Below are 24,368 nucleotides of genomic sequence, written 5' to 3'. Positions count from 1 at the left end.
TGCCCCGGCGGCGTATTCCCGGCCGTTCAGCCCCGTTCAGCGCCGACTCGAGCCGTCAGCAGCTCCGCGATCACGGCACGCACTGAGGCCGGCAGGGCCGACGGCGAGACCGGTCCCGCCTGCGCTGCCAAGCTCCCGGCCCGGCCGTGGATACTGGCGGCAGCGGCGGCGAGAGCGGCGTAATGCCCGGGCGGGGGCGGCCGCTGCGCGTCCCGGCTGCCCCGGTCCGTGGCCAGCAGGGCACCCAGGATTCCGGAAAGGGTGTCCCCGGATCCGGCGGCGGCGAGCCAGGGTGTGGCGTCGGCCTGGCTGTAGGTTTCCCCGGTGGGAGCGGCGGTAATGGTGGCCCAGCCCTTGAGCAGCACCGTGGCCCCGGTAAGTTCAGCTGCGCGCCGGGCGTACCGCAGCGGGTCGCCTTCGATCAGGTCGCGGCTGACAGTATCGCCGAGCCTGTGCAGGAGTGCGGCGAGCTCTCCGGCATGCGGGGTCAGGATCACCTGCGGGCCGAGTCCGCGTTCCACGCTGCTGATGGCATCGGCGTCAATGACCGCGGGAAGCCCGGAGGCCATGGCATCCACGGCCCGGCGGCGCTGCTCCTCATCCGTTCCCGCCCCGGGACCGGCCAGCCAGGCCTGCACGTGGGCGGGCGGAACCGTTCCGGTGGCGCAGACCGCCTCCGGATGGGCGGCGTTGATCAGCCGGCACACCGGTTCCGGGCCCAGGTAGCGGATCATGCCGACGCCGGCGGCCAGGGCCGCTCCGGTCGCCAGGACTGCGGCTCCCGGGTACGTTGCCGACCCGGCCGCAATGCCCAGCACGCCTCGGGTGTACTTGTGGTCACTCTTGCGGGGAACGGACAGCAGCTGTGCCACATCAGCTGTCTCGAGCCGCTGCAGCCGCGGACCCGGCGGTGTTCCCAGGCCTATGTCAATCGGCTCAATCCGGCCGGCGGCCAACGCCCCCGGTCCGGTCATCAGGCCTGTCTTAACCGCACCGAAGGTAACGGTGACGTCCGCCGTGAAGTGTTCGCCGACGGCCTGGCCGGTGTCTGCGTCCACGCCGCTGGGCAGGTCGCAGGCGATCATCAGCGGCCCGCGGCCGGTGAGAGGGGTGCGCGCAGTCAGCTCCTGCGCGAGGCGTGCGGCAGGTCCCCGCAGCCCGCCCCTGCCTCCGGTTCCCAGGACTCCGTCGATGACCAAGTCGGCAGCGGCGCAGATCCGGAGAGACTCCTCCCCTGCTGAAGCAAGGGACACGATTCTCCCGCCCTGTGCCCGGAAGGCGGCCAGGGCTTGGGGATGGGCGGAGTCCGTGGTCAGGACCGCCGTCGTCGCCGTGCCGCGGCCGGCCAGCCGTGCCCCCGCATAGAGGGCGTCGCCGCCGTTGTTACCGGCACCGGCGAGGACGGTGACCCGGGACCCGTACAGCGAACCGCGCCGGCGAAGCAGCTCCCGCGCGCAGACTGCGTACAGCCCGTACGCGGCCCGCTGCATCAGTTCCGGACCGTCCCCGGCGTCGAGCAACGGTTTTTCGGCGGCCCGCACAGCGGTGCCCGAATAGGCGCTGATCATGCCTACAGACTAACCCTCGGCTACCACCATGGCAGTGGCTACATCGCCGTCATGGCTCAGGGAAAGGTGCCAGGTGCGCACGCCCTTTGCCTCGGCGGCCGCAGCGACCGTGCCCCGCACGCTCACGCTGGGCGCGCCGGCAGCGTCAAGATCCACCTGGCAGTCCTGCCAGTTCATGCCGGCCGGAGCTCCAAGCGCCTTCGCGACCGCTTCCTTCGCTGCGAAACGGGCTGCGAGTGAACGCAGGTTCAGCTCCCGTTCAGCCGGCACGAACAGCCGGGCCCGCAGGCCCGGCGTCCGCTCCAGCTGGCGTCCGAACCGGGGCATGTCAACAACGTCAACGCCAATGCCAATGATCATCGGTTATTCAACCGTGACGGACTTGGCGAGGTTGCGCGGCTGGTCAACGTCAAATCCCTTGGCCGTGGCCAGTGCGCAGGCGAAGATCTGCAGCGGAACCGTGGTCAGCAGCGGCGCCAGCAGGGTGGGCGTTTCCGGCACATAGAACACGTGCTCGGCGTAGGCCTTCACGGCGTCGTCGCCCTCTTCGGCAATCACGATGGTCTTGGCTCCGCGGGCACGGATTTCCTGGATGTTGGAAACCACCTTGGCGTGCAGCGAGTCCCGGCCGCGCGGCGAAGGAACCACTACGAACACCGGCTGGCCTTCTTCGATCAGGGCAATCGGACCGTGCTTCAGCTCGCCGGCGGCAAAGCCTTCGGCGTGGATGTAAGCCAGTTCCTTCAGCTTCAGGGCGCCTTCCATGGCCACCGGGAAGCCAACGTGGCGGCCCAGAAACAGCACGGACTTGGTGTCGGCCATGAGTTCGGCCAGTTCCTTGATCTGCCCCGAGTTGTCCAGCACCTGCTGGATCTTGGCGGGAACCTTGCCCAGATCAGCCAGCAGGTCCTTGATCTCGCCCTGGAACTTGTCGCCGCGCAGCTGGGCGAGGTACAGGCCCAGCAGGTAGGCGGCGGTGATCTGCGCCAGGAACGCCTTGGTGGAGGCCACCGCGATTTCCGGACCGGCGTGCGTGTACAGCACGGCATCGGATTCACGCGGAATGGTGGAGCCGTTGGTGTTGCAGATCGCCAGCACCTTGGCACCCTGTTCCTTGGCGTAGCGTACGGCCATCAGGGTATCCATGGTCTCGCCGGACTGCGAGATCGCAACGATCAGCGTGTTGCCGTCCACGATCGGATCGCGGTAACGGAATTCGTGGCTCAGCTCCACCTCAACGGGGATCCGGCACCAGTGCTCAATGGCGTACTTGGCAACCTGTCCGGCGTAGGCGGACGTGCCGCAGGCCAGGACCATGATCTTGTTGACTGCCTTGAGTTCCTCGGGATCGATGCGCAGCTCGTCCAGGGTCAGCCGGCCGTCGACGTCGGAACGGCCCAGCAGGGTGTCCCCCACGGCCTGCGGCTGGTCATTGATTTCCTTCTCCATGAAGGAGGGGTAGCCGCCCTTTTCGGCAGCGGCTGCGTCCCAGTTGACCTCGAACTCGGTGCCGGAGGCCGGGTTTCCGTAGAAGTCAGTGATTTCCACTGCCTCCGGGGTGATGGTGACAATCTGGTCCTGGCCCAGTTCAACCGCCCGGCGGGTGAAGTCGATAAAGCCGGAGACATCGGAGCCCAGGAAGTTCTCACCGTCTCCGAGCCCGACGACGAGCGGGGAGTTGCGGCGGGCGGCGACGACGACGTCGGGCGAGTCCGCGTGAATGGCCAGGAGGGTGAAGGCGCCTTCCAGCCGGCGGCAGGCCAGCTGCATGGAGCGGGCCAGATCCCCTCCGCCTTCGCCGCGGTAAATGGTGGCCAGCAGGGCTGCGGCTACCTCAGTATCAGTTTCGGAGATGAATTCCGCTCCGGCTTCAAGCAGTTCGGCCTTGAGCTCCGCGAAGTTTTCGATGATGCCGTTGTGAATCAGGGCCAGGCGTCCTTCGTCGGCCAGATGCGGATGGGCATTCTCATCCGTGGGTCCGCCGTGCGTTGCCCAGCGGGTGTGGCCGATCCCGGTGGTTGCTTCGGGCAGCGGTGCGGCCTCCAGCTCGGCGACCAGGTTGGCAAGCTTGCCCGACTTCTTGCGGGACTCAATCCCGGCCTCGGTCAGTACTGCTACACCCGCGGAGTCATAGCCGCGGTACTCGAGCCGGCGCAGGCCTTCCATGACCACGTCAAGGGCTCCATGCTCATGACTGTTCAGCTGCGCTGCGGCGGCGGCACTGGGGCGGCGGCCTGCATATCCAACAATTCCACACATACCCGTAAGAGTACCGGGAAGAGCGGCAGCCGCGCCAAGCGGGCGCGCGCCCTCAGGCACCGCTCTGTGCCCGGGAGACGGCGTTTTGGTTTGACTGCTTGGCAGGGCAGAATCATAAAGTGGCAGACCGAACATCACACCCAGGCTCATATCCGGCGGCCAAGGGCTCCGGCAACGGAGCCGAGAACGGCAATACGCCGTTTGTGGAGCTGGACCGGCAAACATGGTCCCGGCTCTCCAACGAGATCAAGTCCCCGCTTAACCAGGACGATATCCAGAGACTGCGGGGCGTCGGGGAAAAACTGAACCTCGATGAAGTGCGCGAGGTCTACCTGCCGCTGTCCCGTCTGCTGAACCTCTATGTTGCGGCTGCGGGACGCCTGCACAGCGCCACCACCACATTCCTGGGCGAGAAGACCACCCGGACGCCCTTTGTCATCGGAGTTGCCGGCTCGGTGGCTGTGGGCAAGTCCACTACCGCCCGCGTGCTGCGGGAGATGCTGCGCCGCTGGCCGGAAACGCCGAACGTGGAACTGGTCACCACCGACGGTTTCCTCTATCCGAACGCCGAGCTCAAGCGGCGCGGGCTGATGGAGCGGAAGGGCTTCCCGGAGTCTTACGACCGCCGGGCGCTGCTGCGGTTTGTCAGCGCCGTGAAAAGCGGTGCAGAGGAAGTTCGGGCGCCGCGGTACTCACACCTGACCTATGACATTGTTCCGGATCAGGAGATCGTGGTCCGGCGCCCCGATGTGCTGATTGTCGAGGGCCTGAACGTCCTCGCTCCGGCCCGGACACGCGCTGACGGGCGCGCCGGCCTGGCGCTGAGTGACTTCTTCGATTTCTCCATCTATGTGGATGCCCGTACCTCCTACATCGAGGAATGGTATGTCCGGCGTTTCCTGTCGCTGCGCGACGGGGCTTTCGCGGATCCGGAATCGTATTTCCACCGGTACGCAGCCCTCACCGATGAGGAGGCCCGCTCCACCGCGCTGGATATCTGGAAGCGCATCAACGAACCGAACCTGGTCACCAATGTGCTCCCGACCCGCGGCCGGGCCCAGCTGGTGCTGACCAAGAATGCGGATCATGCGGTGACCCGGATGCTGCTGCGCAAGACGTAGGGCGCAGCAGCACCTGGGGCAGGCGCCGGTCAGGGCGCAGCAGCACCGGTCAGGCGCGGGCGAAGGGCTCCAGTGCCAGGTTGCTTTCAACGGTTTCGGCCAGCTTCGCGGCCACCGAAGCTGCGGTCTCCATGTCTGCCGCTTCCACCATCACCCGCACGAGGGGTTCGGTGCCGGACGGGCGGAGCAGTACGCGGCCGGTCTCGCCAAGGGTTTCCGCGGCGTCGAGGACCGCCTGTCGGACTGCTTCGTTGCTGTTGACGGCTGCTTTGTCCACGCCCTTGACGTTGATCAGGACCTGGGGAAGCTTGGTCATGACTTCGGTAAGTTCCTTGAGCGTGCGTCCGGTCCGCTTGACCTGCGCTGCGAGCTGAAGACCGGTGAGCACGCCGTCCCCCGTGGTGGCGAACTCGGAGAAGATAACGTGTCCGGACTGCTCGCCGCCCAGGCTGTACCCGCCTGCGCGCATGCCCTCCAGCACGTAGCGGTCACCCACACCGGTTTCGATGACGGAGATACCGGCGTCGCGCAGCGCGAGCTTCAGGCCAAGGTTGCTCATCACGGTGGCCACCAGGGCATTGTCCTTGAGTTTGCCCGCGTCCTTCATGGCAACGGCCATGATGGCCATGATCTGGTCCCCGTCAACCACGGTGCCTTCATGGTCCACGGCCAGGCAGCGGTCGGCGTCGCCGTCGTGGGCGATGCCCAGGTCCGCGCCGTGCGCCAGCACCGAGGCCTGCAGATTTTCAAGGTGGGTTGAACCGTAGCCGTCGTTGATGTTGATGCCGTCGGGGTCGGCACCGATGACAACCACTTCCGCGCCGGCGTCCGCAAAGACCTGCGGCGAGCAGCCGCTGGCCGCACCGTGGGCGCAGTCAAGGACAACCTTGAGTCCGTCCAGCCGATTGGGAAGAGTCTGGAGCAAATGGATCACGTAGCGGTCTTCAGCATCAGCGAAGCGGTGGATGCGTCCCACCTCGGCACCGGTGGGCCGCAGATTGGGCTTGCTCATTTCTAGTTCAATGTCGTCTTCAGCGGCGTCGTCGAGCTTTTGGCCGCCGCGGGCCAGGAATTTGATGCCGTTGTCGGGGGCCGCGTTGTGAGAAGCGGAAATCATGACACCGAAGTCTGCATCGAGGTCGGCGATCAGGAAGGCCGCAGCGGGTGTGGGGAGCACACCGGCGTCGTAAACGTCCACTCCGGAGCTCGCCAGTCCTGCTTCCACTGCAGCTGAGATGAAGTCACCGCTGATGCGGGGATCGCGGGCGACAACCGCGACGGGACGCCGGCCGCCTTCCACGCGCCTGTGCCCCAGAACGACGGCGGCCGCCTGTGCCAGGCCAAGGGCCACTTCAGCGGTGATCAGGCCATTGGCCAGTCCACGCACGCCGTCGGTTCCAAACAATCTAGTCATCGCACATAATCCTCAAACAGGGGGCAGGGCCGGAGGCCGCCTAACCGACAGCCCACTGGGCTATTGTGCCACCCTATCGGAGCAGGCTACTAAGCGAATGCCGGTAAGCGGCGGGTTTTTTGGAGCGGTTCAGCGGCCAACGTCACCCTCCCGGACCGCTGGCAGACCGCTAAAGAGGTACCTTTCCGGTTATCTTGGTCCTTCCCCGAAGCACCCGCCCAGGGGCAAAACGCTCCCGGATACGCCAAAAGGCCGCCCGCAGAAACGGACGGCCTTTTGAACAGCGACGAATTGGCGCTTGTGAAGCTAAACGCCAAAAAACGCCGAGGGCCCCTGGCTGCTGACGCGCAGCGGCAGCAGCCAGGGTAGGCGCTTTTTTAGCGCTTGGAGTACTGAGGTGCCTTGCGTGCCTTCTTGAGACCAGCCTTCTTGCGCTCGATGACGCGTGCGTCACGAGTCAGGAAGCCGGCCTTCTTCAGGGTCGCGCGGTTGTTGTCGCGGTCGATCTCGTTCAGCGACCGAGCCACGCCCAGGCGCAGAGCGCCGGCCTGACCGGAGGGGCCGCCACCGTGGATGCGTGCGATAACGTCGTAGGCGCCGTCGAGATCAAGGATCTTGAACGGTTCGTTGACGTCCTGCTGGTGCAGCTTGTTCGGGAAGTAAGCGGCCAGGTCACGGCCGTTCACCAGCCACTTGCCGCTGCCCGGAACAACGCGCACGCGGGCAATTGCCTGCTTGCGACGGCCAACAGCCGAACCGGCGACGGTCAGTGCCGGACGTTCCTTGACAGCAGCCTCAGCTGCATCAGGGGTTTCCGAGGTGTAGCTGGAAAGCTCCTCGGTTGTTTCATTGAGCTCTTCAGTGTTCTGAGCCACGATTCTCCTTGAATTAATTCTTTAGTTGGCGGGCCAGAACTACTGGGCGACCTGGGTGATTTCGAAGGTCTTGGGCTGCTGGGCTCCATGCGGGTGCTCTGCACCGCGGTAGACCTTGAGCTTGCTGATCTGCTGGGCAGCCAGGGAGTTCTTGGGCAGCATGCCGCGGATGGCCTTCTCAACTGCACGTACCGGGTTTGATTCCAGCAGCTCTGCGTAGTTGACGGAGGACAGGCCGCCCGGGTAACCCGAGTGGCGGTAGGCACGCTTCTGTTCGAGCTTGGCGCCTGTGAGGGCAACCTTCTCAGCGTTGATGATGATGACGAAATCGCCCATATCCATGTGGGGAGCGAAGGTCGGCTTGTGCTTTCCGCGCAGCAGTGTTGCGGTCTGGCTGGCAAGACGGCCTAGGACAACGTCGGTGGCGTCAATGACGTGCCACTGGCGGTTGATGTCGCCGGGCTTCGGGGTGTACGTACGCACGGTTTTTGCCTTCGTTTCTTCTTCTTAGGTGGCGCGGACCATATGGATGCCACATGTTCCGCAGCTTCTCTATGCGTTTACCGGATGGTCAGGTGAGGACTGATGTAACCAGTGGTCCTGATGTACTCGGCTATTTCCCCGGGGCCAGGTGGCTCTGCAACTGAGCCGCTCCCGTGGGCATAGACCTATCGAGGTAGGACACGCACAACGACTATAAACAATAGCCTGCTTCCCGGGCCAGGTCAAAAACCCGGCAGGGCCCGCATCGCGCGCGTGCTCTCCGCCCGGCGCCGCATCTCTTCCTCGGGTGGATACCTCACCTCTTCGAGGATCAAAGGGTGCGGCGGGGCCAGCATGGAGTCCGAGTCCCTGATGCGGGCCTGGAGCCTGTGCCCCAGCCATTCCGGGCTCCGCTCCCCCGCTCCCACGAGGACTGCTCCGCCAACCAGCGAGCGGACCATGTTGTGGCAGAAAGCGTCCGCCTGCAGATGGGCCTCGATCACGCCGTCAGGCCGCCGGAGGAAGGAGAACTCCTGGAGCTCCCGGATAGTGGTGGAGCCGGTGCGCGGTTTACAGAAGGACAGGAAATCCCGAACGCCCAGGACCTCTTCCGCAGCCCGGTTCATGCGGTGCTCGTCCAGGGCGAAGTCATGCCACAGGGTCACGGAGCGGGTCAGCGGGTCCCGGCTGGCTTCGCGGTCCGCTATCCGGTAGCTGTACCGGCGCCACAGGGCGGAAAAGCGGGCGTCGAACCCCTCGGGAGCCAGAGCCGCGGAGTGGACGGTAATGGCCCCCTCCATGGCATGTATGACCCGCTTGGCAGCCTTGGCTTTGCGCAGGGGCATGGTGAGGTCCTTGTTCAGGATTCCCCGCATGCGCCGAAGCAGTGCCTCTTCCGGGGTGAGCGCCGCTCCGCGGGTCAGACCGTTCCATTCCGCGCCGGTGAGGTCGAAATGGACCACCTGTCCGCGGGCATGGACACCGGAGTCCGTCCGGCCGGCCACGGTTACCCGCACGGGCCTGCGGATCAGGACTTCGAGGGCTGCCTCGAGGCTGCCCTGGACGGTGGGCAGGTCATCCTGGGCGGCCCACCCGTAAAAGGAGGCGCCGTCGTAGGACAGGTCCATCCGGACACGAAAAAGCCCGCCGTCCTCTACAGGTACGGCGGGCCTTTCGATACTCATGCCCTCAATATTAAGGGACGGAGTGCGAGAGGAAAAATTACTTCTTCTCTTCGGTTTCTACGACTGCTTCGGGTGCCTCTTCGGACACGACGACTGCCTCATCGGCGGAATCAACCGAGTCGGCAGACTCAGCGGAATCAACCGAGTCAGCAGACTCAACCGGAGCTGACACAGCAGCTGCGGTTTCGGCCTCGGCCACTACGGCCTGCTTGGCCGAGAGAGGCTCCAGAACCAGTTCGATGACAGCCATGGGAGCGTTGTCGCCCTTGCGGTTGCCGATCTTGGTGATGCGGGTGTAGCCGCCGTCGCGCTTCTCGACTGCCGGAGCAATGTCGGTGAAGAGCTCGTGGACAATACCCTTGTCCGAGATCAGGCCCAGGACGCGACGGCGGGAAGACAGGTCTCCGCGCTTTGCGAACGTGATCAGACGCTCGGCGTAGGGACGCAGGCGCTTGGCCTTCGTCACCGTGGTGGTGATCTGCTTGTGCTCGAACAGCTGGGCTGCCAGGTTCGCCAGCATCAGGCGCTGGTGGGCCGGGCTGCCTCCGAGGCGCTTACCCTTGGTGGGTGTAGGCATTACTTTTTCTCCTCAAACGGTGCCGCACGCGACGTTAGCGTCCGCACGGCAATATTTTGCGTGTGTTAGAGCTCGTCGTCCGAGTATTCGGACTCGTCCTCTTCAATAGCTGCGGCACGGGCGGCCAGATCAAACCCGGGAGGGGAATCCTTCAGGGACAGACCCAGCTCGACCAGCTTTGCCTTTACCTCATCAATGGACTTTGCACCGAAGTTGCGAATGTCCATCAGGTCAGCCTCGGAGCGGGCAACGAGTTCACCCACAGTGTGGATGCCTTCACGCTTGAGGCAGTTGTAGGAACGCACGGTCAGCTCAAGGTCTTCGATCGGCAGTGCCATGTCGGCGGCCAGTGCGGCATCCGTGGGGCTCGGGCCAATTTCAATACCTTCAGCAGCGCTGTTCAGTTCACGGGCCAGGCCGAACAGTTCAACCAGGGTGGTCCCGGCAGAGGCGACGGCGTCGCGCGGTGCAATGGCATCCTTGGTCTCAACGTCAACGATCAGGCGATCGAAGTCGGTGCGCTGTTCAACACGGGTGGCTTCCACGCGGAAGGTCACCTTCAGGACCGGTGAGTAGATGGAGTCAACCGGAATGCGGCCGATCTCCTGGTCACCGGACTTGTTCTGGCTGGCGGAAACGTAGCCGCGCCCGCGTTCGATGGTCAGCTCGAGTTCGAACTTGCCCTTCGAATTCAGGGTGGCAATGTGCAGATCCGGGTTGTGGAACTCCACGCCGGCCGGCGGAGCAATGTCCGCAGCCGTGACGACGCCGGGACCCTGCTTGCGCAGGTAGGCGACCACGGGCTCGTCGTGCTCCGAGGAGACCGACAGGTTCTTGACGTTCAGGATGATCTCGGTGACATCTTCCTTCACGCCCGGAACCGTGGTGAACTCGTGCAGCACGCCGTCGATGCGAATGCTGGTTACTGCAGCACCCGGGATCGAGGACAGGAGCGTACGGCGGAGGGAGTTGCCAAGGGTGTAGCCGAAACCGGGTTCCAGCGGTTCGATGATGAACCGTGAACGGTTGTCAGCTACGACTTCTTCAGTGAGGGTGGGGCGCTGTGCAATGAGCACTTGCATTTCCTTTCAGCGAGCGTCCGCTATATGACGCAACACAAATGGTGGAAACGACGACGACGGGTCTTTCCGCGGGCGTCTTGGACGGCTTAACAGCCACGTGCCCGGAGCCGGAGGCGTCCGATGGGCGGCCCGCCCCAAAAGGGTGGACCGCCCGCCGGATATTACCGGAACCGCAAGTGCTGCTTAGACGCGGCGGCGCTTCGGGGGACGGCAGCCGTTGTGCGCGCTCGGGGTGACGTCCGAAATGGAGCCAACCTCCAGGCCGGTGGCCTGGAGCGAGCGGATAGCGGTTTCGCGGCCGGATCCCGGACCCTTCACGAAGACGTCGACCTTGCGGACGCCGTGCTCCTGGGCACGCTTTGCAGCGGCTTCAGCAGCCATCTGCGCAGCGAACGGGGTGGACTTACGCGAGCCCTTGAAGCCAACCTCACCGGCGGAAGCCCATGAGATAACAGCACCGGACGGGTCCGTGATGGACACGATGGTGTTGTTAAAGGTGCTCTTGATATGCGCCTGGCCCAGCGCGATATTCTTCTTATCCTTGCGACGCGGTTTGCGGACCGCTCCACGAGTCTTGGGGGGCATTACTTCTCCTACAAAGAGTTTGGTTTTGGTGGCCCGCTAAAGGGGCCGTAGCCTCACACCGCTAGGTTTAGCGGGCGGCCTTCTTCTTACCGGCAACCGTACGCTTCGGGCCCTTGCGGGTACGAGCGTTGGTCTTCGTGCGCTGGCCGTGAACGGGCATGCCACGACGGTGGCGGATACCCTGGTAGCTGCCGATTTCAACCTTGCGGCGGATGTCAGCGGCTACCTCGCGGCGGAGGTCACCCTCAACCTTGAAGTTGCCCTCGATGTAGTCACGCAGCTGAACGAGTTCAGCATCCGTGAGGTCCTTGACGCGAGTGTCCGGGCTGATGCCGGTCTCTGCCAGGGTCTGGTCTGCACGGGTCTTGCCCACGCCGTAGATATAGGTAAGCGCAATCACTACCCGCTTTTCGCGGGGAATGTCAACGCCAGCGAGACGTGCCATATTGGCGGTTCTCCTCTTGTGTCACCGGAGGTCTGAAGCAGTGCGTCCCTGTTGCCAGGTCCCCGGCCTCCGTGCCGGGGGTATGCGCTACGCGTATCAGCGCTGCACTGCCATATTGAATTACTACTACGCGTGGGCCGTCCCTGAGAGCAGGAAATTAGCCCTGGCGCTGCTTGTGGCGCGGGTTCTCGCAGATCACCATGACTCGACCGTTACGGCGAATCACCTTGCACTTATCGCAGATCTGCTTGACGCTCGGCTGGACCTTCATGGTTATCCTTTGCGTGGTTGCAGGGTTGTACCGCAGGCAGCCGTCGTCCCAAATGTCCGGGACGCTGGCTGGTGCGGGTCTTTATTTGTAGCGGTAGACGATACGGCCCCGAGTGAGGTCGTACGGGCTAAGTTCCACCACAACGCGGTCTCCGGGGAGGATGCGAATGTAGTGTTGACGCATCTTTCCCGAGATGTGTGCGAGCACAATGTGGCCGTTGGCCAGCTCAACGCGGAACATCGCGTTGGGCAGGGCTTCGTTGACCGAGCCCTCAATCTCAATGACGCCGTCTTTCTTGGCCATATCCTCCGCTAACGTCTGTGTCCGTGCGCATGCGCGCAGGACGGTTTATGTCTTTGGTTCCCTCGGTGCTTCCGCCGCACTTCCCGCGCGGCAGGCCGTTTTGAAGCGGCCCGTGACGTTGGAATTGGGCACGAATGTAGAGACAACCAACAGATAACACTACTCGACACCGGCCATTAAGTTAAATCCCGCCGGCGCCGGTCCGCAAGCCGCAAAAGGCAGCAGCCCGCCCCGGGAATCCGGAACGGGCTGCGCGGCACGCGGGCGGGGCCTAGTCTTCGGGAATCGGCACCGGCGTCACGCCCAGCGGGGCAAGCCGTGAAGCTCCTCCGTCAGGGGACGAAAGAACCCAGATTCCCTTGTCATGGATGGCAACTGAATGCTCCCACTGGGAGGCACGCGACTTGTCCGTGGTCACCACGGTCCAGTCATCCTCCAGCGTGACAGTCTCAATCTTGCCCCGGACCAGCATCGGTTCGATCGCCAGGCAGAGACCGGGGCGCAACTTGGGTCCGTTGTGCGAGGTCCGGTAGTTCAGCACATCCGGGGCCTGATGCATTTCCGTTCCGATGCCGTGGCCGACGTAGTCCTCGAGGATTCCCAGCGGCTTGCCCGGAACGCCCGAAACATAATCGTCGATGGCCGCACCGATGTCCCCCACGAAGCGGCCCTTGGCGGCAGCGGCGATACCGTGCCACATGGCTTCCTCCGTGACGTCCGACAGCCGCTGGTCCTCCGGATCCGCAGTTCCGACAATGACCGTGCGGGCAGAGTCCGAATGCCATCCGCGGACCACGGCGCCGCCGTCGATCGAGAGGATGTCCCCGTCCTCCAGCACACGCTCCCCCGGGATGCCGTGCACAACCTCTTCATTGACCGACACGCACACCGTTGCCGGGTAGTCGTGGTAGCCGAGGAAGTTCGAGGTTGCGCCGGCCTCCTTGAGCACTGCTGCGAATGCTGCGTCAATGTCCGCGGTGGTTGCCCCCACCACCGCGGACTCGACAGCCGCATCAAGCGCCCGGATCAGCACGAGGCCCGCTTCGCGCATGGTGCGCATCTGCGAGTTGGTTTTGTATTGGATTCGAGGCTGGCCGAACATATCTCTTCTAACTCTTTAGTGAATATCCTTGAGGGCTTCCATCACGCGCTCGGTGACATCGTCGATGCCGCCCAGCCCGTCCACCCGAGCCACGATGCCGCGGCTGTCATAGCTGGCGACGACGTCGGCGGTCTGGGCTTTGTAGAGCTCCAGGCGGTGGCGGATGACTTCCTCGTTGTCGTCGGCGCGTCCTTCGATCTCGGCACGCTTGAGCAGCCGCTGCACGAGCTCTTCGTCATCGGCGGTCAGCTGCAGGACGACGTCGAGCTTCTGGCCCTTGCTGGCCAGGATGTCGTCCAGTTCCTCAACCTGCGCAGCGGTGCGCGGGTAACCGTCCAGGAGGAAGCCGTCCTTGACGTCGTCTTCCGTCAGCCGGGCGCGCACCATCTTGTTGGTGACGGAGTCCGGAACAAAGTTTCCGGCGTCGATGTACTTCTTGGCCTCGACGCCCAGCGGTGTTTCGTTCTTTACGTTGGTCCGGAAGATGTCACCGGTGGAGATTGCCGTGACTCCCAGCCGCTCCGAAATTCGGGCGGCCTGGGTACCTTTACCGGCGCCGGGAGGCCCGATAATGAGCATTCTTGTCATCGCAATAACCCTTCATAGTGACGTTGCTGCAGTTGTGCATCAATCTGTTTGACTGTTTCGAGCCCCACGCCAACCATGATGAGGATCGAGGTTCCGCCGAACGGGAAGTTCTGGTTGGCTCCGATCGCCACCAGGGCGATCAGCGGAATCAGGGCGACAATGCCCAAGTAGATGGCGCCGGGCAGAGTGATGCGGGAAAGCACGTACTGCAGGTACTCGGCGGTGGGGCGGCCGGCCCGGATGCCGGGGATGAAGCCGCCGTACTTCTTCATGTTTTCGGAGACTTCCTCCGGGTTGAACGTGATCGACACGTAGAAGTACGTGAAGAACACGATCAGCAGAAGGTAGACCGCCATGTAGACCGGGTGATCGCCCTTGGTCAGGTAGTTGTTGATCCAGACCACCCATCCCGGCGGAGTGCCTTCGGAGGGAGTGTTGAACTGGGCGATCAGCGACGGCAGGTAAAGCATGGAGGACGCGAAGATCACAGGAATCACGCCGGCCATGTTGACCTTGATCGGGATGTAGGTGTTGGTGCCGCCGACGGTACGGCGTCCGACCATCCGCTTGGCGTACTGGACCGGGATGCGCCGCTGGGACTGTTCGACGAAGATCACGAGGGCCACCACCAGCACACCAAGGGCCAGGACGCCCAGGAAGACCGTCCAGCCCTGGGCGCTGAGGATCGCACCGAGGGAGCTCGGGAAACCGGCGGCAATGGACGTGAAGATCAGCAGGGACATGCCGTTGCCGACGCCCTTTTCCGTGACCAGTTCACCCATCCACATGATGAGGCCGGTGCCGGCGGTCAGCGTGATGATCAGGAGCAGGATCGTGATGATGCTGTCGTCCGGGATGATCGGCACGGAGCAGGCGTTGTTGAACAGCGCACCGGTGCGGGCCAGGGAGACCACCGTGGTGGCATTGAGCAGGCCCAGGGCAATGGTCAGGTAACGCGTGTACTGCGTCAGCTTTGACTGGCCCTGCGCGCCTTCCTCATACAATGCCTGGAAGTGCGGGATCACAACGCGCAGCAGCTGAACGATGATGCTGGCGGTGATGTACGGCATGATGCCCAGGGCAAAGATGGAGACCTGCAGCAGGGCGCCGCCGCTAAATAGGTTAACGAATTCGTAGAGGCCACCCGAAGTGGCACCCAGAGCTAAGCACTGCTGTACATTGCCGTAGTCAACACCCGGGGCCGGGATAAAAGCACCCATGCGGAAGATAGTGATGATTCCCAGCGTAAACAACAGCTTGCGTCGCAGGTCTGGCGTCCGGAAAGCCCGGCCAATAGCGCTAAGCAAGCGTCCTCCTGAATGAGATCTGAAGTATATGAAGTCCGATTGGACTGGTAACAAAAACAGAGTCTATCCGCTCAAGCTCCGTACAACGTTAACGGAGCCCGCGGCGTGGTAGTGCCTTAAAACAAAACTAAACCCCCGGCGGGCCGCATTGCGACCCGCCAAGAGTTTAGTTCACGTCCTGCTTGCCGCGCAGGCGACGTCGGGGGCCGGTTTCCCGGCCGCCCGACGTCGCTGCACGAAACGGACACGGTGCTTAGAGCGCCGTGGTCGTTCCGCCTGCTGCGGTGATCTTCTCTGCCGCACTGGCGGAGAAGGCATCGGCGGTGACATTCACCTTGACGGTGATGTCGCCGGTTCCGAGGACCTTGACGGGCTGGTTCTTGCGAACGGCACCCTTGGCAACCAGATCGGCAACCGTGACGTCGCCGCCTTCGGGGAACAGCTCCGAGATCTTGTCCAGGTTTACAACCTGGAACTCGACGCGGAACGGGTTCTTGAAGCCGCGAAGCTTCGGCAGGCGCATGTGCAGCGGCAGCTGGCCGCCGGCAAAACCGGCCTTGACCTGGTAACGCGCAGCCGTACCCTTGGTACCGCGGCCTGCAGTCTTACCCTTGGAACCTTCACCGCGGCCAACACGGGTTTTGGCCGTCTTGGCACCGGGTGCCGGACGCAGGTGGTGGACCTTGAGCGCGTGCTCGTTGTTGTTTTCTTCGGCCATGTTAATTCGCCTCCTCAACCTTCACGAGGTGCGGAACCGTGTTGATCATGCCAACGGTCACGGCGTCTGCGGTACGAACGGTGGTAGCACCGATGTGTCGCAGGCCCAGTGAGCGCAGCGTGTCCTTCTGATTCTGCTTACCACCGATGGTGGACTTAATCTGAGTAATCTTCAGGGTTGCCGTGCTGACGGCAACGTTCTTCGGAGTAGTCATCAGGCACCTGCCTTCTGCATGTTGCGGAGCATCGCAGCAGGCACAACCTCGTCCAGCGGCAGGCCGCGGCGTGCAGCCACTGCCTGAGGCTCTTCGAGGCGCTTCAGCGCATCAACCGTGGCGTGCACGATGTTGATGGCGTTGGAGGACCCGAGCGACTTGGACAGTACGTCGTGGATGCCGGCGCATTCGAGAATGGCGCGGACCGGACCACCGGCAATAACACCGGTACCCGGGGAAGCCGGACGCAGCAGGACGACGCCTGCAGCAGCTTCACCCTGGACCAGGTGCGGGATGGTTCCACCGATGCGCGGGACGCGGAAGAAAGTCTTCTTGGCTTCTTCAACGGCCTTCGCAATTGCGGAGGGAACTTCCTTGGCCTTGCCGTAACCAACGCCGACCATGCCGTTGCCGTCACCGACAACTACCAGAGCGGTGAAGCTGAAGCGACGACCACCCTTGACAACCTTGGCAACGCGGTTGATGGTCACGACGCGTTCAATGAACTTGTCCTTCTCATCGTTGCGTCCGCCATCGCGGCCACCGCGGCCACCGCGTTCGCCGCGGCCTCCACGGTCGGAGCGCTGCTCGCCCTTGCGTCCGCCGCGGCGGTCGTCAGTGGCGGGAGCGGCGGCGTCCTTGGTCTCAGTTGCCTCAGCAGCTGTAGCTTCAGTCACCTGATTTTCCTTTTCCTTGTTTACCTCGGTCACAGTGCCAGCCCACCTTCACGTGCGCCGTCTGCAACTGCAGCAATGCGGCCGTGGTAGCGGTTACCACCGCGGTCAAAGACAACGGCTTCGACGCCGGCAGCCTTGGCGCGCTCTGCAACGAGCTCGCCAACGCGCTTGGACTTGGCGGTCTTGTCGCCTTCCAGTGCGCGCAGGTCAGCTTCCATGGTGGAAGCCGATGCCACGGTTACGCCGCGGGTGTCATCGACAACCTGGACGAATACGTGGCGGGCCGAGCGGTTTACCACCAGACGCGGGCGAGCCGCGGAACCGGAGATACGCTTGCGGATACGAAGCTGGCGGCGGTTACGCGCAGCCGACTTGCTCTTGGAATTGCGCTTCTTATTAATGCTGATGGCCATGGTTACTTACCAGCCTTTCCGACCTTGCGGCGGACAATCTCGCCGGCATAACGAATACCCTTGCCCTTGTAGGGATCGGGCTTGCGCAGCTTGCGGATGTTGGCCGAAACCTCGCCCACCTGCTGCTTGTCGATGCCGGACACTGTGACCTTCGTGGGGCCCACGACGGTGAGCGTGATGCCCTCGGGTGCCGAGACCGGAACCGGATGGCTGTAGCCCAGGGCAAACTCGAGGTCCGAGCCCTTGGCCACTACGCGGTAACCGGTACCAACGATTTCCAGGTCCTTCTTGTAACCCTCGGTCACACCAGTGATCATGTTGCTGATCAGGGTGCGGGTCAGGCCGTGAAGGGCACGGGATTCGCGCTCGTCGTTCGGACGGGCAACGGTGATGGTGTTGTCGTCAATGGTGACGGTGATCGGGCTGGGCACAGTGTGGCTCAGCTCTCCCTTGGCACCCTTGACGGATACAACGTTGCCGTTGATCGCGATATCTACTCCGGCAGGAACCGGGATGGGCAGACGTCCAATACGTGACATTTTTCTTTCCCTTCCCTGCTACCAGACGTAGGCGAGGACTTCCCCACCTACACCCTTCTTGGCGGCCTGGCGGTCGGTCAGGAGACCTGACGACGTCGACAGGATTGCGATACCCAGACCACCGAGAACACGCGGCAGGTTAGTGGACTTCGCGTAAACGCGCAGACCGGGCTTGGAGATACGACGCACGCCGGCGATGGAACGCTCGCGGTTCGGACCGAATTTGAGATCAAGGGTCAGCTTCTTGCCAACCACGGCTTCTTCTTCCTTCCAGCCGGCGATGTAGCCCTCGGCCTTCAGGATGTCAGCAACGCGCGCCTTGAGCTTGCTGTAAGGCATGGACACGGAATCGTGATATGCCGAGTTTGCATTGCGCAGACGCGTGAGCATATCTGCGACAGGATCTGTCATTGTCATTGGGCTCTTGCCCTCCCTCGTAACGGTTTCCTGCGGATATCCGGCTCAGGCGCACCTGGCCGGGAGTCCGTCGGACCTGTTACGTAGTAATTAATCTTCGGATTTGAACGGGAAGCCGAGCGCCTTCAGCAGCGCGCGTCCCTCGTCATCGGTCTTTGCGGTGGTAACCACGGTGATGTCCATGCCGCGTACGCGGTCGATCTTGTCCTGATCGATTTCGTGGAACATCGACTGCTCGGTCAGACCGAACGTGTAGTTGCCGTTGCCGTCGAACTGCTTGCCGTTCAGGCCGCGGAAGTCGCGGATACGCGGCAGAGCCAGGGTGACCAAGCGGTCGACGAATTCCCACATGCGGTCTCCACGCAGAGTTGCGTGGCAACCGATGGGCATGCCTTCGCGCAGCTTGAACTGTGCGATCGACTTGCGGGCCTTCGTGACCTGCGGCTTCTGACCCGTGATCTGGGTCAGGTCCTTGACTGCACCGTCAATGAGCTTGGAGTCCTTAGCGGCATCTCCAACACCCATGTTCACAACCACCTTGACAAGGCGGGGAACCTGGTTGACGTTCGAGTAGTTGAATTCGTCCTGCAGGGTCTGCTTGATTTCCGCTGCGTAGCGGGTCTTCAGACGGGGGACGGTCTTGGTGACGGTCTCAGTCATTAGAGGTCCTTCCCAGAGCCCTTGGCGACGCGGATACGCACAGTGCGCTCACGGCCGTCTTTTTCGACGATTTCCTGGCGGTAGCCAACACGGGTCGGCTTCTTCGTTTCCGGGTCAACCACTGCAACGTTGGAAACGTGGATGGGGGCTTCGACGGTCTCGATGCCACCGGTCTTGGAGCCCTTGGAGGACTGTCCGACCTTGGTGTGCTTCTTAACCGTGTTGACGCCTTCAACCAGAACGCGGTTGGTGTCGGTGTAAACCTTCAGAACCTTGCCCTGCTTGCCGCGGTCGCCGCCGCGGTCAGCCTTTGCACCGGTGATGACCTGAACCAGGTCACCCTTTTTGATTTTTGCCATGGACTACAGCACCTCCGGAGCCAGCGAAATGATCTTCATGAACTTCTTGTCGCGAAGTTCGCGGCCGACCGGGCCGAAGATGCGGGTACCGCGGGGGTCTCCGTCATTCTTCAAGATCACTGCAGCGTTCTCATCGAACTTGATGTAGGAACCGTCCTGGCGGCGGCGTTCCTTCTTGGTACGGACGATGACGGCCTTGACCACGTCGCCCTTTTTGACGTTGCCGCCGGGAATTGCATCCTTGACGGTGGCAACGATGGTGTCGCCAATGCCTGCGTAGCGACGGCCGGATCCACCGAGAACGCGGATGGTCAAGATTTCCTTGGCACCCGTGTTGTCGGCGACCTTCAGTCGCGACTCCTGCTGAATCACTTATTACTCCTGTCGTCGCGCCGGTTCTCAATATGAGCCTTGCGGAACGGATATGGGTGGACCCCGTAATACTGGTACTCAGCACCTCCCCGCCAGGGGTGCACCGCGGCGGACCGCGGCAAAGTGCCGAACAAGATTATCGGGCTTTTGTCTCATACGGCGGTGAGGAAGAGCAGTTCAAAACTGGACACACTTCCGCACCGCACAGACAAGATTTCAAGTTTATCGCGAAAGGGCCCCGGAAGCGAAATCGGATGATAACGCGGCCGGGGCCCTGTCGCCGGTTGGCGGTTGCCGGCGGGCTCATCCCAAGGGGATCAGCCCGCCGGCGCCCGGCCGGATGTACTGCTGGTTACTTAGCCTTTTCGAGGATCTCGACCAGGCGCCACCGCTTCGTAGCGGAGAGCGGCCGGGTTTCGGCGATCAGCACGAGGTCTCCAACGCCGGCAGCATTCTGCTCGTCGTGGGCCTTGAGCTTCGAAGTGCGGCGAAGCACCTTGCCGTACAGGGCGTGCTTGACGCGGTCTTCAACCTGAACAACGACGGTCTTATCCATCTTGTCAGAAACCACGTAGCCGCGTGCGGTCTTCCGGTCCCCGCGGGGCTCGGCTCCGTTTGCGTCAGTTGTCACTGCTGCCTCATTCTTGTTTTCACTCATTTGGCATCATCCTCAGCGACCTTGGCTTCAGCTTCAGACTCAGTAGCCTTCTTCTTGGACTTCTTCGCTGCCTTTTCAGGAGCTGCTTCCTCAACGGGAGCAACAACCTCGGGACGAATCCCCAGCTCGCGCTCACGCAGCACGGTGTAGATACGTGCGATGTCGCGCTTTACTACGCGCAGACGGCCGTGGCTTTCCAGCTGACCGGTTGCGGACTGGAAGCGCAGGTTGAACAGCTCTTCCTTGGCCTTGCGAAGTTCCTCAACGAGACGGTCCTTATCGAAGCCGTCAAGCTGCTTCGGTGCCAGTTCCTTTGAACCAATTGCCATTTCTATTCACCACCCTCGCGACGCACAATGCGTGCCTTCAACGGCAGCTTATGGATCGCCAGGCGCAGGGCCTCGCGAGCTACCTCTTCATTAACACCGGAGATCTCGAAGAGAACGCGACCCGGCTTGACGTTTGCAACCCACCACTCCGGAGAACCCTTACCGGAACCCATGCGGGTTTCGGCCGGCTTCTTCGTCAACGGACGGTCAGGGTAGATGTTGATCCAGACCTTACCGCCGCGCTTGATGTGGCGCGTCATGGCAATACGTGCAGCTTCGATCTGGCGGTTGGTGACATACGCAGGCGTCAAAGCCTGGATGCCCCACTCGCCGAAGCTGACTGCGGTGCCGCCGGTTGCAGCGCCGGAACGACCCGGGTGGTGCTGCTTACGGAACTTGACTCGACGTGGGATAAGCATTTAAGCCTGTCCTCCTTCTGCTGCGGGGGCAGCTGCCTCAGCGGCCGGAGCCTCTGCAGCAGCAGGAGCGGCAGCCTTGTCGCCGCGCTCGGGACGACGACGACGGTCGCCGCCACGGTCTCCGCGGTCAGCCGGGCCACGGCCCGGACGGTCGCTGGAGCGGCCGCGGGACGGTGCAGCAGCCTGCTGTGCAGCCAGTTCCTTAGCGATGNCCACGGTCTCCGCGGTCAGCCGGGCCACGGCCCGGACGGTCGCTGGAGCGGCCGCGGGACGGTGCAGCAGCCTGCTGTGCAGCCAGTTCCTTAGCGGTGACGTCGCCCTTGTAGATCCAGACCTTCACGCCAATGCGGCCGAAGGTGGTCTTGGCTTCGAAGAAACCGTAGTCGATCTGCGCGCGGAGGGTGTGCAGGGGCACACGGCCTTCGCGGTAGAACTCCGAACGGCTCATTTCAGCGCCGCCCAGACGGCCGGAGCACTGGATACGGATACCCTTGGCGCCGGCACGCTGTGCGGACTGGATGGCCTTCTTCATCGCACGGCGGAAAGCCACGCGGGAAGAGAGCTGCTCAGCAACGCCCTGGGCAACAAGCTGTGCTTCCATCTCGGGGTTCTTGACCTCGAGGATGTTCAGCTGAACCTGCTTGCCCGTGAGCTTCTCCAGCTCGCCGCGGATGCGGTCTGCTTCAGCGCCGCGGCGGCCGATAACGATACCCGGGCGGGCCGTGTGGATATCCACGCGGACACGGTCACGGGTGCGCTCGATCTCAACCTTGGCGATGCCGGCACGGTCCATGCCGGTGGACATGAGCTGACGGATCTTGATGTCCTCGCGGACAAAGTCCTTGTAACGCTGGCCCGGCTTGTTGCTGTCAGCAAACCAGTGCGATACGTGGTCAGTGGTGATGCCGAGTCGGAACCCGTGCGGGTTTACCTTCTGTCCCACTTAGCGTTCCTCCTCGATTTTGGGGGTTGCGACAACCACAGTGACGTGGCTGGTCCGCTTGTTGATGCGGTACGCGCGGCCCTGTGCACGGGGCTGGAACCGCTTCATGGTGGGCCCTTCGTCAACGAATGCTTCGCTGATGAAGAGGTCACCCTCGTCGAAGGCCACGCCGTCACGGTCCGCGAGGACTCGTGCGTTGGCCATGGCCGACTGAACTACCTTAAGTACCGGCTCCGATGCTGCCTGGGGGGCAAACTTCAGAATTGCCAGAGCCTCATTCGCTTGCTTGCCACGAACAAGGTTGACGACGCGCCGGGCCTTCATAGGCGTTACGCGGATATGACGCGCAATTGCCTTGGCTTCCATTGCTTTCCTTCTCTCGTCTTCTGCCGAAAGAGCAGCGCCTAGCGGCGCTTGCCCTTGCGGTCGTCCTTCACATGGCCGCGGAATGTCCGCGTCAGAGCGAATTCGCCGAGCTTGTGCCCGACCATCGACTCGGTGACAAACACCGGAATGTGCTTACGTCCGTCATGAACGGCGATCGTGTGCCCGAGCATGTCGGGGATGATCATCGAACGACGGGACCACGTCTTGATGACGTTCTTGGTGCCCTTTTCGTTTTCGGCCGCTACCTTAAGGAACAGGTGCTGGTCGACGAAGGGGCCTTTCTTCAGGCTGCGTGGCATGTTTCCAGGCTCCTATCGCTTGTTCTTGCCGGAACGACGGCGACGCACAATGAGGTTGTCGCTCTCTTTATTGGGGCGGCGTGTGCGGCCTTCGCGCTTACCGTTCGGGTTGACCGGGTGGCGTCCACCGGAGGTCTTACCTTCACCACCACCGTGCGGGTGGTCGACCGGGTTCATGGCGACACCGCGGACGGTCGGGCGTACGCCCTTCCAGCGCATACGGCCGGCCTTACCCCAGTTGATGTTCGACTGCTCGGCATTGCCGACCTCGCCGATGGTTGCGCGGCAGCGTGCGTCAACGTTGCGGATTTCGCCGGAAGGCAGTCGCAGCTGGGCGAAGCGGCCTTCCTTGGCAACAAGCTGAACCGATGCACCGGCGGAGCGGGCCATCTTGGCGCCGCCGCCCGGACGCAGCTCAACTGCGTGGATGGTGGTACCCACGGGGATGTTGCGCAGGGGCAGGTTGTTGCCGGGCTTGATATCAGCGCCGGCTCCGGCCTCTACGTGGTCGCCCTGCTTGAGCTTGTTCGGAGCGATGATGTAACGCTTGGTGCCATCAACGTAGTGCAGCAGCGCAATGCGAGCGGTACGGTTCGGATCGTATTCGATCTCGGCAACGCGAGCGTCGACGCCGTCCTTGTCGTGGCGGCGGAAGTCGATCAGACGGTACTGACGCTTGTGTCCACCACCCTTGTGCCTGGTCGTGATCTTACCGGTGTTGTTACGGCCGCCCTTTTTGGGCAACGGGCGTACCAACGACTTTTCCGGCGTCGACCGCGTGATTTCGGTGAAGTCGGCTACGCTCGAGCCGCGACGGCCCGGGGTAGTCGGCTTGTATTTACGGATTCCCATTATTTATTCCTCGTTAAAGTGGTCTCCGCCCTAGCTGAGCGGACCGCCGAAGATGTCGATTGTGCCGTCCTTCAGGGTGACAATGGCGCGCTTGGTGTTCTTGCGCTGTCCCCATCCGAACTTGGTCCGCTTGCGCTTACCGGCACGGTTGATGGTGTTGATCGAGTCGACCTTGACGGAGAAGATTTTCTCCACGGCCAGCTTGATCTCGGTCTTGTTGGAGCGGGGGTCGACCAGGAAGGTGTACTTACCTTCGTCGATCAGGCCGTAGCTCTTTTCCGAAACGACGGGTGCAAGCACTACGTCGCGAGGGTCCTTAGCGGTGGTCGCGCTCACTTGGCGTCCTCCTTGACAGTGTTCTTGCCGACGAACTCGTCGTAGGCAGCCTTGGTGAAGACCACGTCGTCGGCAACCAGCACGTCGTACGTGTTCAGCTGATCTACGTAGATCACGTGAACAGCGGTGAGGTTACGCACGGACAGTGCAGCAACGTCGTTGGCGCGCTCGATGACAACGAGCATGTTCTTGCGCTCGGTAAGTGAACGCAGGGACTCGCGTGCAGCCTTGGTGGACGGCGTTTCGCCGGCTACCAGGGTTTCCAGCACGTGGATGCGGCCGTTGCGTGCCCGGTCGGAGAGTGCTCCGCGAAGTGCGGCGGCAATCATCTTCTTGGGGGTGCGCTGGCTGTAGTCGCGGGGCGTCGGTCCGTGAACCACGCCACCACCGGTCATGTGAGGAGCACGGATGGAACCCTGACGGGCGCGGCCGGTACCCTTCTGCTTGAACGGCTTGCGGCCTGCACCGGAGACCTCTGCGCGGGTCTTCGTCTTGTGCGTACCCTGGCGGGCAGCTGCAAGCTGAGCAACTACTACCTGGTGCAGAAGCGGAACGTTCGTCTGAACGTCGAAGAGCGCTGCGGGGAATTCAACAGTGGTTTCGTTAGCCATG

34 protein-coding genes and 1 pseudogene are annotated in these 24,368 nt (G+C 62.9%); 1 reads left to right on the top strand and 34 read right to left on the bottom strand.

The window, feature by feature from the left end; translation table 11 throughout:
* Positions 1-26: 26 nt before the first annotated feature.
* Genes AC4D2W_RS08575 through glmS form a run of 3 tightly spaced genes read right to left on the bottom strand, consistent with a single transcriptional unit; the run spans position 27 to position 3,827 of the window.
* Positions 27-1,568 (bottom strand): NAD(P)H-hydrate epimerase, encoded by a 1,542-nt coding sequence (locus tag AC4D2W_RS08575; RefSeq protein WP_490926467.1) that lies wholly within the window; start codon positions 1,566-1,568, stop codon positions 27-29.
* A gap of 9 nt (positions 1,569-1,577) precedes the next feature.
* Entirely contained in the window at positions 1,578-1,928 is a 351-nt protein-coding gene (locus AC4D2W_RS08570; RefSeq protein ID WP_490926466.1) for a holo-ACP synthase, read from the bottom strand.
* A 3-nt stretch (positions 1,929-1,931) separates the two neighbouring features.
* Complete coding sequence (gene glmS / locus AC4D2W_RS08565) at positions 1,932-3,827, bottom strand: glutamine--fructose-6-phosphate transaminase (isomerizing) (protein ID WP_490926465.1); 1,896 nt, start codon at positions 3,825-3,827, stop codon at positions 1,932-1,934.
* 203 nt (positions 3,828-4,030) lie between these two features.
* Between glmS and coaA the strand changes: the two genes are divergently transcribed.
* Positions 4,031-4,948 carry a type I pantothenate kinase gene (coaA, locus tag AC4D2W_RS08560; RefSeq protein ID WP_490926821.1) on the top strand — a complete coding sequence of 306 codons (918 nt, stop codon included), beginning with the start codon at positions 4,031-4,033 and terminating at the stop codon, positions 4,946-4,948.
* A 49-nt stretch (positions 4,949-4,997) separates the two neighbouring features.
* Here coaA and glmM read toward each other — a convergent pair whose 3' ends face one another.
* From glmM to rplD, 31 genes and pseudogenes are all read right to left on the bottom strand, one after another.
* Positions 4,998-6,362 (bottom strand): phosphoglucosamine mutase, encoded by a 1,365-nt coding sequence (glmM, locus tag AC4D2W_RS08555; RefSeq protein ID WP_490926464.1) that lies wholly within the window; start codon positions 6,360-6,362, stop codon positions 4,998-5,000.
* A gap of 377 nt (positions 6,363-6,739) precedes the next feature.
* Positions 6,740-7,237 carry a 30S ribosomal protein S9 gene (gene rpsI, locus AC4D2W_RS08550; protein ID WP_400931210.1) on the bottom strand — a complete coding sequence of 166 codons (498 nt, stop codon included), beginning with the start codon at positions 7,235-7,237 and terminating at the stop codon, positions 6,740-6,742.
* Between the two features lie 39 nt (positions 7,238-7,276).
* A complete protein-coding gene (gene rplM / locus AC4D2W_RS08545) occupies positions 7,277-7,720 on the bottom strand; it encodes a 50S ribosomal protein L13 (RefSeq protein WP_104052711.1) in 444 nt (147 codons plus the stop codon).
* Positions 7,721-7,962: 242 nt separating this feature from the next.
* Positions 7,963-8,904: a tRNA pseudouridine(38-40) synthase TruA gene (truA, locus tag AC4D2W_RS08540; RefSeq protein WP_490926463.1), complete on the bottom strand. Its 942-nt coding sequence runs from the start codon at positions 8,902-8,904 to the stop codon at positions 7,963-7,965.
* A gap of 37 nt (positions 8,905-8,941) precedes the next feature.
* On the bottom strand, positions 8,942-9,481 hold the full coding sequence (gene rplQ / locus AC4D2W_RS08535) for a 50S ribosomal protein L17 (protein WP_490926462.1): 540 nt from the start codon (positions 9,479-9,481) through the stop codon (positions 8,942-8,944).
* A gap of 65 nt (positions 9,482-9,546) precedes the next feature.
* Complete coding sequence (locus AC4D2W_RS08530; protein ID WP_104052714.1) at positions 9,547-10,557, bottom strand: DNA-directed RNA polymerase subunit alpha; 1,011 nt, start codon at positions 10,555-10,557, stop codon at positions 9,547-9,549.
* 189 nt (positions 10,558-10,746) lie between these two features.
* The gene (rpsK, locus tag AC4D2W_RS08525) at positions 10,747-11,148 is read right to left on the bottom strand and encodes a 30S ribosomal protein S11 (protein WP_104052715.1); all 402 of its coding nucleotides are present in this window, start codon (positions 11,146-11,148) and stop codon (positions 10,747-10,749) included.
* 67 nt (positions 11,149-11,215) lie between these two features.
* Positions 11,216-11,593 carry a 30S ribosomal protein S13 gene (gene rpsM / locus AC4D2W_RS08520; protein ID WP_104052716.1) on the bottom strand — a complete coding sequence of 126 codons (378 nt, stop codon included), beginning with the start codon at positions 11,591-11,593 and terminating at the stop codon, positions 11,216-11,218.
* Between the two features lie 157 nt (positions 11,594-11,750).
* Positions 11,751-11,864, bottom strand: a complete 114-nt coding sequence (gene rpmJ / locus AC4D2W_RS08515) for a 50S ribosomal protein L36 (protein WP_012397712.1) — start codon at positions 11,862-11,864, stop codon at positions 11,751-11,753.
* A gap of 81 nt (positions 11,865-11,945) precedes the next feature.
* Positions 11,946-12,167, bottom strand: coding sequence for a translation initiation factor IF-1 (gene infA, locus AC4D2W_RS08510; protein WP_055239372.1), 222 nt, complete (start codon positions 12,165-12,167; stop codon positions 11,946-11,948).
* A 271-nt stretch (positions 12,168-12,438) separates the two neighbouring features.
* Complete coding sequence (gene map / locus AC4D2W_RS08505; protein ID WP_490926461.1) at positions 12,439-13,269, bottom strand: type I methionyl aminopeptidase; 831 nt, start codon at positions 13,267-13,269, stop codon at positions 12,439-12,441.
* 15 nt (positions 13,270-13,284) lie between these two features.
* Positions 13,285-13,857: an adenylate kinase gene (locus AC4D2W_RS08500; RefSeq protein WP_490926460.1), complete on the bottom strand. Its 573-nt coding sequence runs from the start codon at positions 13,855-13,857 to the stop codon at positions 13,285-13,287.
* Positions 13,854-15,164, bottom strand: coding sequence for a preprotein translocase subunit SecY (gene secY, locus AC4D2W_RS08495; protein WP_490926459.1), 1,311 nt, complete (start codon positions 15,162-15,164; stop codon positions 13,854-13,856). The genes AC4D2W_RS08500 and secY overlap by 4 nt, the downstream gene beginning before the upstream one ends.
* 253 nt (positions 15,165-15,417) lie before the next feature.
* A complete protein-coding gene (gene rplO / locus AC4D2W_RS08490) occupies positions 15,418-15,882 on the bottom strand; it encodes a 50S ribosomal protein L15 (RefSeq protein ID WP_400931196.1) in 465 nt (154 codons plus the stop codon).
* Between the two features lies 1 nt (position 15,883).
* Entirely contained in the window at positions 15,884-16,096 is a 213-nt protein-coding gene (gene rpmD, locus AC4D2W_RS08485; protein WP_104052721.1) for a 50S ribosomal protein L30, read from the bottom strand.
* Entirely contained in the window at positions 16,096-16,773 is a 678-nt protein-coding gene (gene rpsE, locus AC4D2W_RS08480; protein WP_181032224.1) for a 30S ribosomal protein S5, read from the bottom strand. Before rpsE ends, rpmD begins: the two co-directional genes overlap by 1 nt.
* A 29-nt stretch (positions 16,774-16,802) precedes the next feature.
* Positions 16,803-17,186: a 50S ribosomal protein L18 gene (gene rplR, locus AC4D2W_RS08475; RefSeq protein WP_490926458.1), complete on the bottom strand. Its 384-nt coding sequence runs from the start codon at positions 17,184-17,186 to the stop codon at positions 16,803-16,805.
* A 2-nt stretch (positions 17,187-17,188) separates the two neighbouring features.
* Entirely contained in the window at positions 17,189-17,725 is a 537-nt protein-coding gene (rplF, locus tag AC4D2W_RS08470) for a 50S ribosomal protein L6 (RefSeq protein ID WP_490926456.1), read from the bottom strand.
* A gap of 18 nt (positions 17,726-17,743) precedes the next feature.
* Positions 17,744-18,142 carry a 30S ribosomal protein S8 gene (rpsH, locus tag AC4D2W_RS08465; protein WP_104052725.1) on the bottom strand — a complete coding sequence of 133 codons (399 nt, stop codon included), beginning with the start codon at positions 18,140-18,142 and terminating at the stop codon, positions 17,744-17,746.
* 90 nt (positions 18,143-18,232) lie between these two features.
* Positions 18,233-18,802: a 50S ribosomal protein L5 gene (rplE, locus tag AC4D2W_RS08460; protein ID WP_490926455.1), complete on the bottom strand. Its 570-nt coding sequence runs from the start codon at positions 18,800-18,802 to the stop codon at positions 18,233-18,235.
* The gene (rplX, locus tag AC4D2W_RS08455; protein WP_400931187.1) at positions 18,802-19,161 is read right to left on the bottom strand and encodes a 50S ribosomal protein L24; all 360 of its coding nucleotides are present in this window, start codon (positions 19,159-19,161) and stop codon (positions 18,802-18,804) included. The genes rplE and rplX overlap by 1 nt, the downstream gene beginning before the upstream one ends.
* 3 nt (positions 19,162-19,164) lie before the next feature.
* Positions 19,165-19,533, bottom strand: coding sequence for a 50S ribosomal protein L14 (gene rplN / locus AC4D2W_RS08450; protein ID WP_055239356.1), 369 nt, complete (start codon positions 19,531-19,533; stop codon positions 19,165-19,167).
* 352 nt (positions 19,534-19,885) lie between these two features.
* Entirely contained in the window at positions 19,886-20,191 is a 306-nt protein-coding gene (rpsQ, locus tag AC4D2W_RS08445; protein ID WP_490926454.1) for a 30S ribosomal protein S17, read from the bottom strand.
* Positions 20,188-20,520, bottom strand: coding sequence for a 50S ribosomal protein L29 (gene rpmC / locus AC4D2W_RS08440; protein WP_268910959.1), 333 nt, complete (start codon positions 20,518-20,520; stop codon positions 20,188-20,190). The genes rpsQ and rpmC overlap by 4 nt, the downstream gene beginning before the upstream one ends.
* Positions 20,521-20,522: 2 nt before the next feature.
* Positions 20,523-20,939 carry a 50S ribosomal protein L16 gene (gene rplP / locus AC4D2W_RS08435; RefSeq protein WP_104052731.1) on the bottom strand — a complete coding sequence of 139 codons (417 nt, stop codon included), beginning with the start codon at positions 20,937-20,939 and terminating at the stop codon, positions 20,523-20,525.
* Positions 20,940-21,882: pseudogene (gene rpsC / locus AC4D2W_RS08430) on the bottom strand (30S ribosomal protein S3).
* Complete coding sequence (rplV, locus tag AC4D2W_RS08425) at positions 21,883-22,248, bottom strand: 50S ribosomal protein L22 (protein ID WP_400931181.1); 366 nt, start codon at positions 22,246-22,248, stop codon at positions 21,883-21,885.
* A gap of 38 nt (positions 22,249-22,286) precedes the next feature.
* A complete protein-coding gene (rpsS, locus tag AC4D2W_RS08420; protein ID WP_104052734.1) occupies positions 22,287-22,568 on the bottom strand; it encodes a 30S ribosomal protein S19 in 282 nt (93 codons plus the stop codon).
* A 12-nt stretch (positions 22,569-22,580) separates the two neighbouring features.
* Entirely contained in the window at positions 22,581-23,420 is an 840-nt protein-coding gene (rplB, locus tag AC4D2W_RS08415) for a 50S ribosomal protein L2 (protein ID WP_152219783.1), read from the bottom strand.
* 30 nt (positions 23,421-23,450) lie between these two features.
* Positions 23,451-23,756 (bottom strand): 50S ribosomal protein L23, encoded by a 306-nt coding sequence (rplW, locus tag AC4D2W_RS08410; protein WP_104052736.1) that lies wholly within the window; start codon positions 23,754-23,756, stop codon positions 23,451-23,453.
* Positions 23,753-24,367 carry a 50S ribosomal protein L4 gene (gene rplD / locus AC4D2W_RS08405; protein WP_400931178.1) on the bottom strand — a complete coding sequence of 205 codons (615 nt, stop codon included), beginning with the start codon at positions 24,365-24,367 and terminating at the stop codon, positions 23,753-23,755. Before rplD ends, rplW begins: the two co-directional genes overlap by 4 nt.
* Position 24,368: the final 1 nt, after the last annotated feature.

This window comes from Arthrobacter sp. TJ-58 (genome assembly GCF_058269295.1).
Note: the sequence above shows the minus strand (reverse complement) of the source record. Positions and strands in the feature narration are given on the sequence as shown.

What these genes read in the sequence shown, in the direction of transcription:
- rplB (WP_152219783.1), bottom strand. Translation starts at nt 23,420, where the DNA reads ATGGGAATCCGTAAATACAAGCCGACTACCCCGGGCCGTCGCGGCTCG.
- rplV (WP_400931181.1), bottom strand. Translation starts at nt 22,248, where the DNA reads ATGGAAGCCAAGGCAATTGCGCGTCATATCCGCGTAACGCCTATGAAG.
- glmS (WP_490926465.1), bottom strand. Translation starts at nt 3,827, where the DNA reads ATGTGTGGAATTGTTGGATATGCAGGCCGCCGCCCCAGTGCCGCCGCC.
- rplX (WP_400931187.1), bottom strand. Translation starts at nt 19,161, where the DNA reads ATGGCAAAAATCAAAAAGGGTGACCTGGTTCAGGTCATCACCGGTGCA.
- rpsH (WP_104052725.1), bottom strand. Translation starts at nt 18,142, where the DNA reads ATGACAATGACAGATCCTGTCGCAGATATGCTCACGCGTCTGCGCAAT.
- rpsM (WP_104052716.1), bottom strand. Translation starts at nt 11,593, where the DNA reads ATGGCACGTCTCGCTGGCGTTGACATTCCCCGCGAAAAGCGGGTAGTG.
- rplO (WP_400931196.1), bottom strand. Translation starts at nt 15,882, where the DNA reads ATGGCCGAAGAAAACAACAACGAGCACGCGCTCAAGGTCCACCACCTG.
- rpsQ (WP_490926454.1), bottom strand. Translation starts at nt 20,191, where the DNA reads ATGAGTGAAAACAAGAATGAGGCAGCAGTGACAACTGACGCAAACGGA.
- rpmD (WP_104052721.1), bottom strand. Translation starts at nt 16,096, where the DNA reads ATGACTACTCCGAAGAACGTTGCCGTCAGCACGGCAACCCTGAAGATT.
- glmM (WP_490926464.1), bottom strand. Translation starts at nt 6,362, where the DNA reads ATGACTAGATTGTTTGGAACCGACGGCGTGCGTGGACTGGCCAATGGC.
- rplD (WP_400931178.1), bottom strand. Translation starts at nt 24,367, where the DNA reads ATGGCTAACGAAACCACTGTTGAATTCCCCGCAGCGCTCTTCGACGTT.
- map (WP_490926461.1), bottom strand. Translation starts at nt 13,269, where the DNA reads ATGTTCGGCCAGCCTCGAATCCAATACAAAACCAACTCGCAGATGCGC.
- AC4D2W_RS08570 (WP_490926466.1), bottom strand. Translation starts at nt 1,928, where the DNA reads ATGATCATTGGCATTGGCGTTGACGTTGTTGACATGCCCCGGTTCGGA.
- rpsS (WP_104052734.1), bottom strand. Translation starts at nt 22,568, where the DNA reads ATGCCACGCAGCCTGAAGAAAGGCCCCTTCGTCGACCAGCACCTGTTC.
- truA (WP_490926463.1), bottom strand. Translation starts at nt 8,904, where the DNA reads ATGAGTATCGAAAGGCCCGCCGTACCTGTAGAGGACGGCGGGCTTTTT.
- AC4D2W_RS08575 (WP_490926467.1), bottom strand. Translation starts at nt 1,568, where the DNA reads ATGATCAGCGCCTATTCGGGCACCGCTGTGCGGGCCGCCGAAAAACCG.
- rpmJ (WP_012397712.1), bottom strand. Translation starts at nt 11,864, where the DNA reads ATGAAGGTCCAGCCGAGCGTCAAGCAGATCTGCGATAAGTGCAAGGTG.
- rplR (WP_490926458.1), bottom strand. Translation starts at nt 17,186, where the DNA reads ATGGCCATCAGCATTAATAAGAAGCGCAATTCCAAGAGCAAGTCGGCT.
- rplQ (WP_490926462.1), bottom strand. Translation starts at nt 9,481, where the DNA reads ATGCCTACACCCACCAAGGGTAAGCGCCTCGGAGGCAGCCCGGCCCAC.
- rpmC (WP_268910959.1), bottom strand. Translation starts at nt 20,520, where the DNA reads ATGGCAATTGGTTCAAAGGAACTGGCACCGAAGCAGCTTGACGGCTTC.
- infA (WP_055239372.1), bottom strand. Translation starts at nt 12,167, where the DNA reads ATGGCCAAGAAAGACGGCGTCATTGAGATTGAGGGCTCGGTCAACGAA.
- rpsK (WP_104052715.1), bottom strand. Translation starts at nt 11,148, where the DNA reads ATGCCCCCCAAGACTCGTGGAGCGGTCCGCAAACCGCGTCGCAAGGAT.
- AC4D2W_RS08500 (WP_490926460.1), bottom strand. Translation starts at nt 13,857, where the DNA reads ATGACAAGAATGCTCATTATCGGGCCTCCCGGCGCCGGTAAAGGTACC.
- rplF (WP_490926456.1), bottom strand. Translation starts at nt 17,725, where the DNA reads ATGTCACGTATTGGACGTCTGCCCATCCCGGTTCCTGCCGGAGTAGAT.
- rplE (WP_490926455.1), bottom strand. Translation starts at nt 18,802, where the DNA reads ATGACTGAGACCGTCACCAAGACCGTCCCCCGTCTGAAGACCCGCTAC.
- rplP (WP_104052731.1), bottom strand. Translation starts at nt 20,939, where the DNA reads ATGCTTATCCCACGTCGAGTCAAGTTCCGTAAGCAGCACCACCCGGGT.